Source organism: Candidatus Brocadia sapporoensis, from assembly GCF_001753675.2.
Lineage (GTDB): Bacteria > Planctomycetota > Brocadiia > Brocadiales > Brocadiaceae > Brocadia > Brocadia sapporoensis.
This window is the reverse complement of the sequence record NZ_MJUW02000114.1, coordinates 1-14666: the sequence shown is the minus strand read 5'-3', so window position 1 is coordinate 14666 and position 14666 is coordinate 1. Positions and strand designations below refer to the sequence as shown.

Annotated in this window: 12 protein-coding genes and 2 riboswitches; of the genes, 2 read left to right on the top strand and 10 right to left on the bottom strand. The window is 42.4% G+C overall.

Annotated features, from left to right (window positions below; all coding sequences use genetic code 11):
* Window positions 1-42: 42 nt before the first annotated feature.
* Together rny and mnmG are read left to right on the top strand one after the other, a co-directional pair.
* Window positions 43-1599 (top strand): ribonuclease Y, encoded by a 1557-nt coding sequence (rny, locus tag BIY37_RS11305; RefSeq protein WP_070067956.1) that lies wholly within the window; start codon window positions 43-45, stop codon window positions 1597-1599.
* A gap of 3 nt (window positions 1600-1602) precedes the next feature.
* Entirely contained in the window at window positions 1603-3468 is a 1866-nt protein-coding gene (mnmG, locus tag BIY37_RS11300) for a tRNA uridine-5-carboxymethylaminomethyl(34) synthesis enzyme MnmG (RefSeq protein ID WP_070067955.1), read from the top strand.
* Between the two features lie 200 nt (window positions 3469-3668).
* On the opposite strand, the gene BIY37_RS11295 is transcribed toward mnmG, so the two are convergent.
* From BIY37_RS11295 to BIY37_RS11255, 10 genes are all read right to left on the bottom strand, one after another.
* A complete protein-coding gene (locus BIY37_RS11295) occupies window positions 3669-4259 on the bottom strand; it encodes a hypothetical protein (protein WP_070067954.1) in 591 nt (196 codons plus the stop codon).
* Window positions 4260-4391: 132 nt separating this feature from the next.
* Entirely contained in the window at window positions 4392-5525 is a 1134-nt protein-coding gene (locus BIY37_RS11290; protein WP_070067953.1) for a hypothetical protein, read from the bottom strand.
* A 150-nt stretch (window positions 5526-5675) separates the two neighbouring features.
* Window positions 5676-6731, bottom strand: a complete 1056-nt coding sequence (locus BIY37_RS11285; RefSeq protein WP_070067952.1) for a radical SAM/SPASM domain-containing protein — start codon at window positions 6729-6731, stop codon at window positions 5676-5678.
* A gap of 99 nt (window positions 6732-6830) precedes the next feature.
* Window positions 6831-7157, bottom strand: a complete 327-nt coding sequence (locus tag BIY37_RS11280) for a hypothetical protein (RefSeq protein WP_143299262.1) — start codon at window positions 7155-7157, stop codon at window positions 6831-6833.
* 296 nt (window positions 7158-7453) lie between these two features.
* On the bottom strand, window positions 7454-7597 hold the full coding sequence (locus tag BIY37_RS13570; RefSeq protein WP_179129383.1) for a hypothetical protein: 144 nt from the start codon (window positions 7595-7597) through the stop codon (window positions 7454-7456).
* A gap of 16 nt (window positions 7598-7613) precedes the next feature.
* The gene (locus BIY37_RS11275; protein WP_070067950.1) at window positions 7614-9200 is read right to left on the bottom strand and encodes a DUF6345 domain-containing protein; all 1587 of its coding nucleotides are present in this window, start codon (window positions 9198-9200) and stop codon (window positions 7614-7616) included.
* A gap of 145 nt (window positions 9201-9345) precedes the next feature.
* Window positions 9346-9447: riboswitch (cyclic di-GMP riboswitch) on the bottom strand.
* Between the two features lie 624 nt (window positions 9448-10071).
* Window positions 10072-10497 carry a hypothetical protein gene (locus BIY37_RS11270; RefSeq protein ID WP_230402524.1) on the bottom strand — a complete coding sequence of 142 codons (426 nt, stop codon included), beginning with the start codon at window positions 10495-10497 and terminating at the stop codon, window positions 10072-10074.
* A 237-nt stretch (window positions 10498-10734) separates the two neighbouring features.
* Complete coding sequence (locus tag BIY37_RS11265; protein WP_080325045.1) at window positions 10735-11856, bottom strand: radical SAM/SPASM domain-containing protein; 1122 nt, start codon at window positions 11854-11856, stop codon at window positions 10735-10737.
* A 91-nt stretch (window positions 11857-11947) separates the two neighbouring features.
* A riboswitch (cyclic di-GMP riboswitch) is annotated at window positions 11948-12063 on the bottom strand.
* Window positions 12061-12303 (bottom strand): hypothetical protein, encoded by a 243-nt coding sequence (locus tag BIY37_RS11260; protein ID WP_143299261.1) that lies wholly within the window; start codon window positions 12301-12303, stop codon window positions 12061-12063. Its footprint overlaps the riboswitch before it by 3 nt.
* A gap of 653 nt (window positions 12304-12956) precedes the next feature.
* Complete coding sequence (locus BIY37_RS11255; protein WP_070067946.1) at window positions 12957-14405, bottom strand: sigma-54 dependent transcriptional regulator; 1449 nt, start codon at window positions 14403-14405, stop codon at window positions 12957-12959.
* Between the last annotated feature and the right edge of the window lie 261 nt (window positions 14406-14666).

Sequence of the window (14666 nt, the reverse complement as noted above, 5' to 3'; positions counted from 1 at the left end):
ATTTTTGGAGGATAAGTCCGATAAATCGACTTATAACATAAGATGCAACTATTTCAAATACTTCCATACCTCCTTCTTCCTGCATGCGTCGCTATTGGATACTTCCTGTGTATACTGGTATTCAGAAAAAAGCAAGCGTCCAGCGAAAAGAAGATAAAGCATCTCATTGAGGAGTCCGTCAAGGATGCTGAAAAAATTAAAAAAGAGGCTGGTTTGGCAGCAAAAGCCGAACTGTATCAGCGAAGAGAGGCCTTCGAAAAAGAAACACAAGAAACCAAGATGGAGCTACGGTTACAAGAAAAGAGGCTCAGCAAAAGAGAAGATAACCTTGAACGCAAGATGGAGTTATTAACAAAAAAGGAACGATATATTGATACTCTTTCTGCAAATTTTGCTCAAAAAGAAAAAAAAATAGACGAAAAAAGACTGGAACTGGAAAAAATCATAGAGGAAGAGAATAAGGCTCTTCTGAAAATATCCAACTTATCCAGAGAAGACGCTGAGAAGCTCTTGTTAAGCCGGTTGGAAAAAGAACTCGATGTTAAATGCGCTGAATTAATTTCAAGAAAAATAACTGAATCCAAAGAAAATGCTGAACAGACTGCCATATCGTTAATAAGCACGGCAATTCAACGATGCGCTGCGACTCACACCGCTGAAAATATTGTAAGCTCGATCGAACTCCCTAACAATGAAATGAAAGGTCGTATCATCGGGCGAGAAGGGAGAAACATCCGGGCATTTGAGAAGGCGACGGGCATTGATGTCATTGTGGATGATACACCAGGCGTAATCGTCCTTTCAGGGTTTGACAGTGTTCGTCGTGAAATAGCTCGTCAATCGATGGAAAAATTGATCGTTGACGGACGAATCCATCCGGCGCATATTGAGGAAATTGTGAAGGAGACGGAAAAGGAAATTGAACAAGTTATTCATGAAACGGGAAAACAAACCTGCTTTGATTTGGGAATTCATACGATTCACCCGGAAATAATAAAGCTTATTGGCAGGCTCAAGTACAGAACGAGTTATGGACAAAATCAGTTGCGGCATTCTATCGAAGTTGCGAATCTTATGGGAATAATTGCAGGAGAATTAAAACTAGATGTTCCGCTGGCAAAACGTTGCGGACTTTTACATGATATAGGCAAGGCTATTGGCCCTGAAATGGAAGGCACTCATGCCGTTGCAGGTGCAGATCTTGCAAAACGTTATGATGAAAGACCTGAAGTGGTGAATGCGATTGCCGGCCACCATGAGGAAACACCCGTTGAATCAATTTATACGGTATTGGTAAGTGCAGCCGATGCCATTTCCGCCGGTAGGCCTGGTGCAAGAAGAGAGACGTTAGAAAAATACATCAAACGTCTTGAAAAACTGGAAAATATCGCAACCTCTTTCAGCGGCGTAGAAAGCGCCTATGCCATACAGGCTGGGAGGGAAGTACGGGTGATGGTGTGCCCGGACAAAACCAATGACAAGGCTGCCGCTAAGATGTGCTACGACATTGCCAGAGAAATTGAGGGACAATTGGAATATCCGGGGGAGGTCGTTGTTACCGTAATTCGTGAAACACGTTTCATTGAACATGCAAAGTAGTATATGCATACAGAGTTTGATGTAATCGTGGTCGGCGCCGGGCATGCGGGCTGCGAAGCAGCTCTCGCATCCGCGCGTATGGGAATGAGCACCGCATTGTTCTCTATAAATCTGGATACGGTTGCTCAAATGTCATGCAATCCTGCTATCGGTGGCCTTGCAAAAGGTCAATTGGTTCGTGAAATTGATGCCCTCGGTGGAGAGATGGCAAAGGTAACGGATGAAACTGGCATCCAGTTTCGAATGCTCAATACCAAGAAAGGGCCTGCCGTCCATTCACCCCGTGCTCAAGCCGATAAAAAAGCCTATCAGGTATCCATGAAAAAAAGAGTGGAAAGCCAGCCTAATCTTTTTTTAAGACAAGAAATTGCCGATAATTTCATCGTCGACAAGAAAAAAGTAATTGGAATTATTGGACAAAGCGGCTTACAATACAAGGCAAAGGCCGTTATCCTCACGACAGGAACATTTTTAAAAGGTCTTATCCATATCGGTAAGTTCATCACCTCTGGTGGCCGTATTGGTGAACTTACATCAGAAAAGCTATCGGATTCCTTGCGAAGGCTCGGGTTTGAGGTAGGTCGTCTCAAGACCGGCACTCCTCCACGTCTCAATGGCCGTACGATTGATTATAAGGCACTTACGCCTCAATACGGAGATGAAAATCCCCAACCTTTTTCCTTTTCAACGGAAAAGATAAACCGATCCCAGGTTCCCTGTTATATTACATATACGAATCACAACACCCATAAGATTGTTATGTCTAACCTGTCCCGTGCGCCGCTCTATACGGGACAGATTCAGTCTGTAGGTCCACGATACTGTCCGTCTCTGGAAGATAAAATTGTACGCTTTTCAGGAAAAGATCAGCACCAGGTATTTCTTGAACCCGAAGGGTTAAACACGCTTGAAATTTATTGCAACGGGATTTCCACCAGTATGCCTCACGATGTTCAAGAGGCAATCGTGCATTCTATTACTGGCCTGGAAACAACAGAAATTGTGAGGTACGGTTATGCTATCGAATATGACTTTGTGCCTCCTACCCAGCTCCAGCCTTCTTTGGAAACCAAGCTTATAGAAAACCTTTTCCATGCCGGACAAATTAATGGAACCTCTGGTTATGAAGAAGCCGCTGCCCAGGGAATTATGGCAGGTATCAATGCTGCATTGAAAATACAAAAAAAAGAACCTTTTCTCTTAGACCGGTCGGAGGCATACATCGGTGTATTGATCGACGACCTTGTGACAAAAGGCACACAAGAACCCTATCGGATGTTTACCTCCCGTGCGGAATACCGGCTTCTCTTAAGGCATGATAATGCCGATAGAAGATTGATGAAATACGGATACCGTTACGGACTCATTTCAGAACAGCAGTGGAGCAAATTGCAGGAAAAAGAAGATACCATTACAGATGTTCTGACATATATGGATAAAAAACTGATAGGGCCAGACACTTTGGCAAAAATATTGAGTCGCCCGGATTGCACCTTTGATCATCTGTTTGCTATAGACGCTGAACTTTGCCGGAGACACCTGTCAAAAGAAGTCAAAGAACAGGTTGAAATCGAGATAAAATACAAGGGATACATAGAACGCCAGCATATACAAGTAGAGAAGTTTAAAAGAATGGAAGACTGTAAAATACCTTCCTGGGTTGACTACCAGAATATTTCTGAGTTGAGAAAAGAGGCACGCCAAAAACTTTTGCAAATCCGCCCGGTTTCACTGGCGCAGGCATCGCGTATTTCAGGTGTTTCTCCTGCCGATATTTCCATTCTTATGATCCATCTTGCAGGGAAAGGAAAAAAAATAACCGATTGTATTAATCCAGAGGAGAGTGAAAAGGCAATGCCCCACCAATAGTACACAAATTTCAAGAGTTAAATGTATCTCAGCCAACGAGATTACATGCTTGAGCGTATATACTTTTCCTGAAGATATTTGATGATAGCAAATGTCCTTGATGCCTTACAGTTGTCATTAAGGGATCCTCCGCCATACCAAATATCCTCTTTCTTTTTTTAACAGTATTTAATAAAACTCAATCTTCCGGTGCAGGAAAGTTACTTCTGTTTTTTCTTGAGATATTCATCAAGAGTTTTCGCCAGCAACCTGATGTCCGTTGCCGCTTTTTCTCCTGCATTTTCAACAGAGATCAAAATATTGCCTCTAATATAGAAAATAGCCGGCTCGGGACTATCCGGAATGTTGATCTCAAGATCACCCAGTATCATGGCGTCTTCCTCGACAAGCTTAAGACCGGGACGTTGTATTCCGAGCAAGTGGTCAACAAGTCCTTCTGCTGCGTCAGCTCGTGTCGGACAGTAGGTGACAGAAACCAGAAGTATCTCCCGCGCCTCCCGGACAATATCAGATTTTGAGAGGACATATCGAATTGTTTTTCCGCGGTCAGCTTTTCCAATTTCTTGCATGCGTTGAATACGCCAGGGACTTACTGTAGTATTGTCCAGTTTAAACTCTTCATAGCGAAATTCGGATTTTGTTTTCAAAATATCTTTCCATCGGTCATATTGAACTTGTTTTTTAAGATAATCCCGCTGGGTTTCTTCTGATTCTTCCGCATGTGAAACAAATGAAAACAGTGGCAGCAAAATTATCAGCGCAGAAATCAGTTTAACATGGGTTAATTGCATTATAATCTCCTCTTTAGTGGACAAAATAAGTCAAACAATGGTAGCTTTTCACAACGCCATGGTTAGTGAATTTCTCTGTACCGCACAGTGATGGCTATGAAAATGTCACGAGTTCATTACGCGTACCCTCCCTTAAAATACCGGCGGTCTCGTTTTTGTTGATGGCCGTGCCAGGCAATTAGGAAGCGAGGCCGGTGGCACAAGCCTTTCGTGATAATCGATATTCGATGGATCGTCAAAGATGATATTTTTTGGTAATAAAGCAGTATGAGGGGAATTTACCGGATCCGCATCGCCATCAACCTTGAGGCATGCATCAAAAACCGGTTCACTGGCAAGGGCATTCCCTGTCCAGGCAACTTCATGATAATTGAATCCACATCCCCAATCCGGACAGGCAAATGTGGAATATCCTACGGCAATAATTTTGTTTAGAGAAAACCCCCATCCCATCTTTGATGACCACAGTTGACAGCCGAGCAAGTTTGAAAATGTTGTTACTGACATTCCACAATCTGAACAATTGACAACCGACCCATTACCCCAGCCGCCGTTGAGTCGATCCAGAAAAGCGGTCAGATTATAATATCCATAGTGCGTTGCTCCCCCATTTTGATCATAGGAGTATGGTCCATTGTTGATATGTTCAGTAACCTTACCAGCGATTCCATCAAACGTCCCTTCTCCATCTGCCCAGGAGCAGGCATAGTCGAGTGCTTCAGTCCACGGATTCTGGCTGTCAGGAAAAGGCGCCTGTTTCCACGGCTCTTTTGGCTCATCCAGAACGGTATAAAAGCGATGATAACTGGTATCGAATTGTTGAGTGAATACCCACCATAATTTACGTTTCCAGGACCATGTCACATCGGCAACGGTAACCCTTGCCGGTATATTCGAGGTCTCGAATGAAATCCAAGCCGGATTCGAAACGCCATTGAGAATCTGGACAGAGGTCTTTTTTAAATGAAAAGGCCCGCCTTGTGTATAAACCTTGTAGACACCATCGCGACTCCCTTTAAATTTTACCATAACTTTCACACTGCGGCCGCCAACGAATGCAGCCGGTGAATCCTTGGGATTTGTTTTAACAGCGCTCCACTCCGGTACGTTAATGATCTGAGTAAAATTCTGACGGATATTCAGGGCATCATTGCTCCAGCTTGTTGTGTCATGATTAAATTTGATCTCGGCCACCTCAATTTTAGCGCAAGCAAGAGAAAGTAGCGAAAGAAATGTCAGGAAATAAACACAATGCTTGATTTTCATGGAATGCCTCATTTCAAAAATTAAATCTTCCAGATTAACATTTTTCTCATTTGATATAATAATCTTTTTTCTTAGTTGTTTTTCTTGTTGGAAGTGTTAAATCGGTAAGAAAGGGAATTATTCAAGATGCGATCTGAACCCATTCCCCCACTAGCCATTGGCCGATACCAACATCTCCCAGAACAGATCACAATACTCGATATCTGCTGCTGCAAGCCGTTCAAGAGTAGAACGTAGGATTGTGGCGACAGGAGCCGCGCATGTTGCACGCCATGCTTCTACCATCCGATCTAAGGGTTTTTGTCCGATGAATCCAAGAGACCACTTACGACGAAAACCATAAGTGAATGGAACGATGCAGCCATCCGGCTCGACTGTAAGGGAAGGAACAAGGTCGGCGAATGGTGCAGAGCGGAGCCGTTCAACATCTTCCACGAGCATTGGCCAGCAACTCTGCTCTACAACAGCACGCGGAATTGCGTCAAACGTAATAACGGGCACACCGGACCCGTTATTACATACTAATAGTGCGAGAAGCCACGATGCGACCTTAAATTCTACATTATCAGGAATTGCGGCAGAGAGAAAAATACCAGCACTCCCAATGCCTGACAAAGGATGGACGTGTATTCCTACTGCACCTTCTTCATTAGCAAACTCATAGAGCCAACGTAGTCGATCAGCATTGTACCGGGTCAGAGTAAAGGCAAGTGTAAAAGGAACACCTGCATCACGCAGCGCTGAAAGCCCGTGCTTCATGGAAATAAAAGCAGTTGTTGATCTGCGTATCTCCGCATGATCCTCAGGCGGCCCATCTACACTCACAGCGACAATGCCTACTCTCTTGTGAAGTCTAACGGCTTTCTTTGCAGTAAGAAGAGTACCATTTGTTGTAATGGAAGTGGAGAATCCCTTTTCCATCGCAAAATCAAGAAAACCTTCTAGTCCTTCCCATAAGAGTGGCTCTCCCCCGGAAACACCAACATACCGATATCCAAGACTGCCTGCATCCGCAAGGAAATTTTTCAAGCTTTCGAGAGATAGTTCTTCAGTCCGGTCGGGACCACTCTCTGAATAGCAATGTACGCAGCGCAGATTGCAACGAAGTGTAGGCTGTATCTGTATAATTCGTGTTCCACCTGGCGCAAGAAGGAAAGGCGACAATAAATCATAACTGGCCGGCACTGTCCTATTGCTCGTGTTCATTATACCTCCTGTTCAATTTGAGGATACCTCACAGAATCACAGCCACTTACAACCATATACTTGGAAAGGATATAGTTGTCCATAGGATCATGACAAGGCCTACCGGCCTAATCTCTGGCCGATTTGACGAGAAACATTAATTATTATGTGATCTGGTACCGGGATACCGTTAATCAGTACCTCGTGGTTGATCCTGCTTCTTACTAAATGATCGAGCAGTTTTATGAACTCTTCGTTCTTCTTGGGAGGCCACTTAAAACGAATACGCCCTGTGCCACACCAGTCTCCATCAGGATCTACCGAGGTAATTGAACCATCTAGGGCTAAAGCCATGTCGGAAATCTTTGCCATTTCATCGACACTAATTCTATTGCCAAGCCTGACTATTTCTTTAATCGCCTCAATCGAACCCCTTCGTGTTTCCATAAGCATCATCTCCTCTTTTTTTGGTTTAAAATCAAGGTGTTATCATCCTCTCCGCTAAAATAGGTGGTACATTTCTTATAGTCTTAAGCATCACCTCCTTACATAGATTTATTTATTCTCAATGAAAGGGAGAACTGTCATATCTTAAAAATAAATACCGGTCATTTCTGCCGAAGAGATCAAGTCGACAAGATAAAGAATAAATATATTCAAGACACACCCTAGCAACCATAGATTCTCCCCTGGTTCACGGCCCTGGCTTTTACCACGACGGGACTTTCATCCGTGTAGAAACACTATCCGTCGCTGGATACGTGGATAACGAATGACCCTGACTTCATGATCTTATCCTTTTCAATCTTTCCCATAATAATTTGATTCTGATTCATTTTTTGGTTGTGCAAAAGCTTGCGTTGCCAAATTACTAATAACCCAGCCACAACTGCAAACTTTCTATCACTCCAATGGCACTCTTACTTTGTAACGCTTCTTCAGATTCTGTCCGAAGTCCACTTCAATTTCCTTCTGATGAACAAGGGTACCAAGATTTCCGGAAAAATCGTAGCCAACCGTTTCATGAAGTACGGAAGATTTACTTTCGCTGTCAGCAAGGATTCTATCAATCTTCTTCTTGAACTGTGCTTCAGTATTTGTACCAGAGGAACCTTTCGGATCAGGCGGTGATGATGCATTCAGTGCACGCTTGTCAACTTCTCCTAGCACCAATTTCGTAGAATCGTAAAGGTTGACAATGCGTCCATCATTATCAATGCTAACTGCTATAAGCCCGTGGTCTGAATTGATACTTTTAACTCCTTCATGACTCTGGCGGAACTGAACAATTGTTTCAACCGCATATGGCTTTTCTATCGTGCCACTTCCCTTCAATGTTCCACCGGAAGTAAAACAATGCCGGATATTTCCTAACGTTAATTTGATTCCTTCGTTCAAACCGAGATCGCTAATGATATTTTGAGCGATCTTGATTGCTTTGTTCTCATCGAGGAGAGAGGCATTCTGTATATTAGTTTTGCCGAAATACAAATTCAATGCGCCTTGGTTGTTTACATTCGTATGAACTTCTTTCGTTGACAACATACGATTGCCGTTTGGATCAAGAAGGATTGCGGCATCTTTTTGTGTAACACCAACCTTGCTTGCAATTTTTGCAATGAACTCGTCGTTTGCAAACTTGTTGTTCAGTATAATGCCGCTGAGTTGCTTTGGAACACTTCTTTCGCTCGCAAACGAACGCGTCGGTAGAGTTCCAATCCATTGCCACTGATACCAACCCTTGGTAACGGGCGTTCGCGAAAAGAATCGCTCGTTATTCAATCGATTGATTGCATCACTTGCATTCGCTCCTGCTGCCATTACCACAGGAACCTGATTATGGCTGATTCTCCAGCTCGCATCCAAAAATGCACGGGCAAATGTTTTCCCTTTCTTCCATTCATCCCAAAAAAACTTGCCGTAGTTCGGATCGTCAACGCTGGTGGTTTCATAGCCGAACATCATTCTGAGTCCGCCTTTGTTCGGATTCCACCATGTTCGCACCGGATTATCCGGGCCGGATACTCGCAGCGAAAAACATGTTGACCAGAAGAGATAGCGCAACTCTTCGTTTGCGAACGCCATGTTATTCGAGAATGCCCAATCGCGGTTATCCCATTTACCGCCCAGTGGTGCTTGAAATACGCCGTTGTTATCCATGTTGCCATGGCCGGAATGATAAAATACCATCACTGCATCCATACCGTATGTGTCCTGCCAATTATCGTACGTTTCTTCGTAAGCCCACACTTTCACTCCTGCATCCTTACGCCAGTAGTTTGCAGATTTTCCTGCAAACGATGTTGGATAATCTAAAAATCCATCTGCATCTTCGTGCGTGTAGGTCAGTCCGCTTGCGCTTGAAAATGTTTCTAAACTGTTTGCACCATAAAAATCATTCGATTCGCTAACAACGGTCTTTACTCCAGCCTTATTTAGCTCTTCTTCTGCCGAGCATGGATTTTGCAACACTAATTTTTCAAATTTCATAAAATTTAACCCTCCCTATAATATTTCAGAGGACTTATTATGCGGACATTTGGGAGTATAATATGTGCTCTTTAGGTCATATCTTTACCTCCTAAAACAAAAGATTTACTGCAAAAATATTTACACAAGTTCCTTTTAGAACATTTTTAGCAAAAAGGCTATCTTTTTTACATCTATGCCATACGCTCCTACAAAAGACCCTGTTACTTTGTGTCCCCTGATCACTCAGGGTTTACCTTTGTCGTTATGTTTTTCTGTTGCATTGCTTTTATCTCATCATGCTTACTCCGATTTATTCGATAATACGTGTGCCTGTCTTTGCCTTCATGCTTCAGAACGAGATCTTGCGCTACCAGTTCTGCGATAGATTTTTTGACCTCACGTGTCTTGTGTCTGATCTTTTGCGCCAGAAGCCACCATTCCGCAATGCCCTCGAGTGTGTCCTGGGCATCGGGATGTTCAGATAGACAGGCTAATATCTCCTATATAATGTATGGCTTTTTCACGTTGTACGCTTCCATTTTTTTCATGAATAGCAGACTCTGTTGTCCATGAACGTAGAGATACGGAATCAATTTGAAAAAGAGTGTATAACCTTGCTATGACTGAGTATGGAATTTAGCAGTACGAAACACACCTTTAATCGTTCGACAAGCCATCAACGTGAGTTCTCTCTGTCGAACATACACGTCAAACGCTCACAATGAAGCCTGAACCTTATTACCTCATGCTCTTCTTTTTCATCTATTTATTCCCCATCTGCACAGATTACCCATATGAATCCAATGCTTATCTTTTAGGATGCGGTTTTCGGCTCTTTTTGAATCCTTAAAAAGTTGATGCGAGAACATACCTAACCCCTAGTATCGTACTAGACAACAATACTATCTATTGCATTTGACATTTCCATAACTTGTTCAAAACCCACAGTTTTTACGTTATCCAACTTTTTCCTAAAATCATTAATAATATTTTCTGAAAATCTTCTCCATTGAATTTCGTTGAGAAGATAGATATCTCTTTTAAAATGCAAATGAGGTATCTTAATTCCTCCAAACCATTCAGAATGAGGTAGGAGGGCTTTTTCTTGTTCTCTAGCTGCAAATATACCCTGTGGATTTTCTGTCGCTAGTGCCTCAATAGGTACGGGACGGATTTGATTTTCCGTTATAAATTTGCCGGTATAGTCTATATTTTTAAGCCAAAAATCTGCTGGTATCCCCCATTTAAATCGCCTTATTAAATCAGGGTTGCCGACTAAGAAAGGATTTATTAGATACATTGTTTTACCCTCCATAAAATATATCGTTTATATAACACAGAAACAGAATTTATTAATTATGCGATGCCTCTTGACTCTTATTTGTTTATAGATGAAGAGATATAACACTTCCCAATCGTTGGAGGAGGGCGGCCATTCTTCATGCTGTTTCCTTTTAATAGAAAATGATTTATTTTATTTAGCGGATTCATCTTTATAAACCCTTTCAGATGTTTGATACTTCTTGCCGAAGCATGATTGCAAATTTTAATTCTATCCTCCGATCGTACAGTTGGCACCAGTATGTATTTCTGTTAAATTGTTAAAAAAGGCTGATCCAAGTTTCTCTTCAAGGGTTCGGAAGGTATGAAATGCAGTTAAAATCGCAGTTTTTTCTGATAAGCATAAGAACGGGCTTACCCTATTGTAATACCCAGATGAAAAGTAATTGGAGCAGCCACACCAGTTCATGCAGTAATCCTTCAAGCTGCAAGATATGCATTCGGTATTTATTTCCATTCCAGGGGCTGTCTTACATGACATTTGCTCTCTATTTAATCCGCTAGCGATATTACCAATACAGTGTCCATTTCCCGTGTCTGTGCCGATAAGTCTCTCACAGGGATAAATATTTCCTGAAGGTGTGAAGGCAAACTCTCCAGTTCCCATTTTGCAGCGGTCAAGTGGTTTGTATCCTTCGCCCAAAATAACGGCAATCTTGCTGTCAATTAAACTGATAAAATGTGGTTTTTTCTGAAGATAAAAGTCAATATACTGTTTTGAAATCTGACCATAAATCTCAGAAAGTAATTCCGCCTCTTTTTTCGACCAGGGCGCTGAAAAATCAGGATTTAAATAAATCCGCTTTAGTCCAAGGGAAGCAAGATATTCTACCACGTGAGGTAAATATCGAAAGGTCTGAGGGTGATATACCGCATTAACAAGTACCGAGAGAAGAGTTTCTTTCGCACGTCTTATTGTGTTCGTAACAATGGATGAACTTCCTTTGCCATCCTGGAGGCACCTAAACGTATCCTGTACAAATGGAGGGCCATCGCAACTTAAACAGAACCCTATATGGTGTTCATTCAAAAAATCAGCTATTTCATCAGAAAAAATTGTCCCATTGGTTACCACGGTAAGCTCTACCAATTTCTTATTAAACGATGGATGGTTTTCTATCGTCTCGGTAATCTTTTTAATAAGCTCAAATTCAAGAAGTGGTTCACCACCGAAAAAACCGATATCAATCTTTTCTTTGGAAGGAGTATTTTTGAAGATGAAATCAACAATCTTTTTTGCGATGGATAAAGACATCTCCGTATCCTTTTTGTCGATGTAACAATATTGGCATCGCATATTACATTGCTGTGTGATGCATAGTGTATATTTCATGGTAAATTCCCTTGTCTGTTCGTAAATGATTACATGTTATTCAAAGGGAAACAAAAAAGCCTTACTGCAAAGATATTCACTTCCAAACATCTTCGGCAGTAAGGCTGTCTTCTAACGTATATCCGTAAAGGACGTAGGCACTACGCCCCTACAAAAGACCCTGTTACTTTGCGTCCCCTGATCACTCAGGGTTTACCCTTATCGTTATGATTTTTGTTTTATCGTTTTTATCTCATTATACTTGCTCCGATTTATTCGATAATACGTGTGCCTGTCTTTGCCTTCATGCTTCAGAATGAGATCTTGCGCTACCAGTTTTGCGATAGATTTTTTGACCTCACGTGTCTTGTGTCTGATTCTTTGCGCCAGAAGCCACCATTCCGCTATACCTTCCAGCGTGTCCTGGGCATCGGGATGTACTGACAGATAGGCTAATATCTCTTGCATAATGTATGGCTTTCCCGTTGTACAGTTTTCATGCTTTTTCATTATTAAACATTGAGATGGTGTTCCTCATGGTCACAATGACAAGGCTCACTTTCATCTTCTGACATGACGGTTAATCTAATATGAAGCAACCGTAATGCCCTTGTACACAAAATTCATTGCATAGAGAGACAGATTGTTTTCAAATGCAAAGAGATGAAGGAGATGGAGACTTCTTTTCTGTATGTAACGTTCAGGCAAGATCTTGGATTTTTTTATAAATTAAGCATTAACTATGTTCTTTTTGTCCAGGGTATTTTAGCAGATTTATAGTAAGTCGTTTGAGATAGAGAGGATTAATAATAGGATAAATATGTCCTGGTAGATGCAGATAAATGTCCTGGTTGTGTGTTATGAAAAATCTAAGTCTATGCCAGGAATTTCAATGCCGCAATTGTAGAGCGACGCAACTCGTCGTTCTGCAATTGTAATCGATCATGAATGGATACAAATGAATGCGGGTACGATAAAGAAGGTAACTCTTTAGTTTTTGAAATGTTCTCTGTATGAATAATATTGTATTGTGAAGGCAGGTTTCAAATCTGCCCCGAAGCGGCATGTAATACCTTGTTTTTGCTGAAATATTTCAAAAAACTGAAGTGTTCGTAATGAAGTTATTGACTCTTTTCCTTTGGTTGGGGCGGGGTGGTGCTATGAGGTATAGTTTTGTAGCTTTCCGGATTGATGTGGTGTTTGCGCATAAGTTGCCAGAATGCCCGGCGATTCTTTTTTGCAGCCTGTGCCGCTTTAGTGACATTGCCGTGATGGGCAAGCAAGAGGTCTTGAATATATGCCGTTTCAAATTGTACGACAACCCTCTTCTTCGCTTCCTGGAAAGACTCAATCTGCATATCGGTTTCTGGCGACGGCAGGACAAGGTCTTCCTTCCCTATGATTCTTTGATTTGAGAGGACAACTGCCCGCTCGATCACGTGCTCCAGCTCTCTGACATTACCAGGCCAGTCAAGAAGCAGGAGTATCTGCAGGGCATCGGGGGATAATTCGGCTGCTTGTTTGTTATACTCGTCTGCATACGTATCCAGAAAATGCCTGGCGAGAAGCGGTATGTCGCTGCGTCGTTCACGCAAAGGCGGCAGTATGAGATGGACAATGTTTAACCGGTAGTAAACGTCCCGGCGGAATCTTCCCGTCATGACCGCATCTTCCAGTTTGATGTTCGATGCGGTAATGATCCGAACATCTGCTTTGCATACCTTCGAAGAACCGAGCGGGCGATATTCCTTCTCCTGGAGGAAGCGCAGCAGTTTGATCTGTGCCGTGGCAGAGAGAGAGTCGATTTCATCCAGGAAGAGGGTACCACCGTCTGCCTCCTGGATTAACCCCGGTTGGGAAGAGGTGGCGCTGGTAAATGCACCTGTTTTGTGGCCGAAGAGTTCATTTTCGAGCAGTTCTGTGGGAATAGCGCCACAATTGACCGGGATGAACGGTTTATCCGTTCGCGGGCTGAGATAATGGATCGTCCTGGCGCATACCTCCTTTCCCGTGCCAGTTTCTCCGGTGATCAGGACAGTCGCATCACTTTTCGCTACCAGAGGGATTTTTTCTATCTCTGCAAGAAAGGCTGGACTTTCCCCAATAATTTGTTGTAATCCGATTTTTTCCATAAGAGTTTGGTGTATTCTCTCTGCCGGCGCATTTTGTTCCAGCAATCGCCAGATACGGGGAAGGATATCGGCGGACTTGAACGGTGGTGTGATGAAATCGGTTGCCCCGATCTTAAGCAAATCAAAGACCTCCTCAGCCGGACACTCATCCATCACCAGGATGACCGGTATCTTCGTAAATACGGTTCTTAAAGACTGCAAGAGTGTATAGACATGATGACGTACGGCATGAGCCGAAATGAGAAAAATTATGTCTGGGCGGAAAGTCGGGACAATTTTAGCAATATTCCTGGTAGCGAGATGGGATGTCTCCATCTCCATAGATTCGTAGTTCAGCGGGATATTTAGTCCGTTGGATGATTTGAAAGTTTCTTGTAACATTTTACCAAGGCCGGATGCAGGGTTAATATCAAGAAGCAATAGATTGCTCTCTTTCATAAAGCCCCCTTTTTTGAATTGATTTAGTTTTTTGAAAATCCTTTACAAATGGTATTTGTTGTAGGGGCGGGTTTCAAACCTGCCCCTACTTTAGGCCGCAAGATATCATATTACTAAGATTTTTAAAAAGCTAAATTGTTACCTCTTTTTAAACAAATAAAAAGTAACTATTCAGCGTACATTCGCTCACAAACCCTATGAGTGAACAAAATATTGATTCTGTAATCCCGAAGGGATGTCATGATTATAGCATATCGTTAT

Excerpts from the sequence above, each read along its gene's own strand:
- rny (WP_070067956.1), top strand. The coding sequence starts at position 43 with ATGCAACTATTTCAAATACTTCCATACCTCCTTCTTCCTGCATGCGTC.
- mnmG (WP_070067955.1), top strand. The coding sequence starts at position 1,603 with ATGCATACAGAGTTTGATGTAATCGTGGTCGGCGCCGGGCATGCGGGC.
- BIY37_RS11295 (WP_070067954.1), bottom strand. The coding sequence starts at position 4,259 with ATGCAATTAACCCATGTTAAACTGATTTCTGCGCTGATAATTTTGCTG.
- BIY37_RS11290 (WP_070067953.1), bottom strand. The coding sequence starts at position 5,525 with ATGAAAATCAAGCATTGTGTTTATTTCCTGACATTTCTTTCGCTACTT.
- BIY37_RS11285 (WP_070067952.1), bottom strand. The coding sequence starts at position 6,731 with ATGAACACGAGCAATAGGACAGTGCCGGCCAGTTATGATTTATTGTCG.
- BIY37_RS11280 (WP_143299262.1), bottom strand. The coding sequence starts at position 7,157 with ATGGAAACACGAAGGGGTTCGATTGAGGCGATTAAAGAAATAGTCAGG.
- BIY37_RS11275 (WP_070067950.1), bottom strand. The coding sequence starts at position 9,200 with ATGAAATTTGAAAAATTAGTGTTGCAAAATCCATGCTCGGCAGAAGAA.
- BIY37_RS11270 (WP_230402524.1), bottom strand. The coding sequence starts at position 10,497 with ATGGAGGGTAAAACAATGTATCTAATAAATCCTTTCTTAGTCGGCAAC.
- BIY37_RS11265 (WP_080325045.1), bottom strand. The coding sequence starts at position 11,856 with ATGAAATATACACTATGCATCACACAGCAATGTAATATGCGATGCCAA.
- BIY37_RS11260 (WP_143299261.1), bottom strand. The coding sequence starts at position 12,303 with ATGCAAGAGATATTAGCCTATCTGTCAGTACATCCCGATGCCCAGGAC.
- BIY37_RS11255 (WP_070067946.1), bottom strand. The coding sequence starts at position 14,405 with ATGAAAGAGAGCAATCTATTGCTTCTTGATATTAACCCTGCATCCGGC.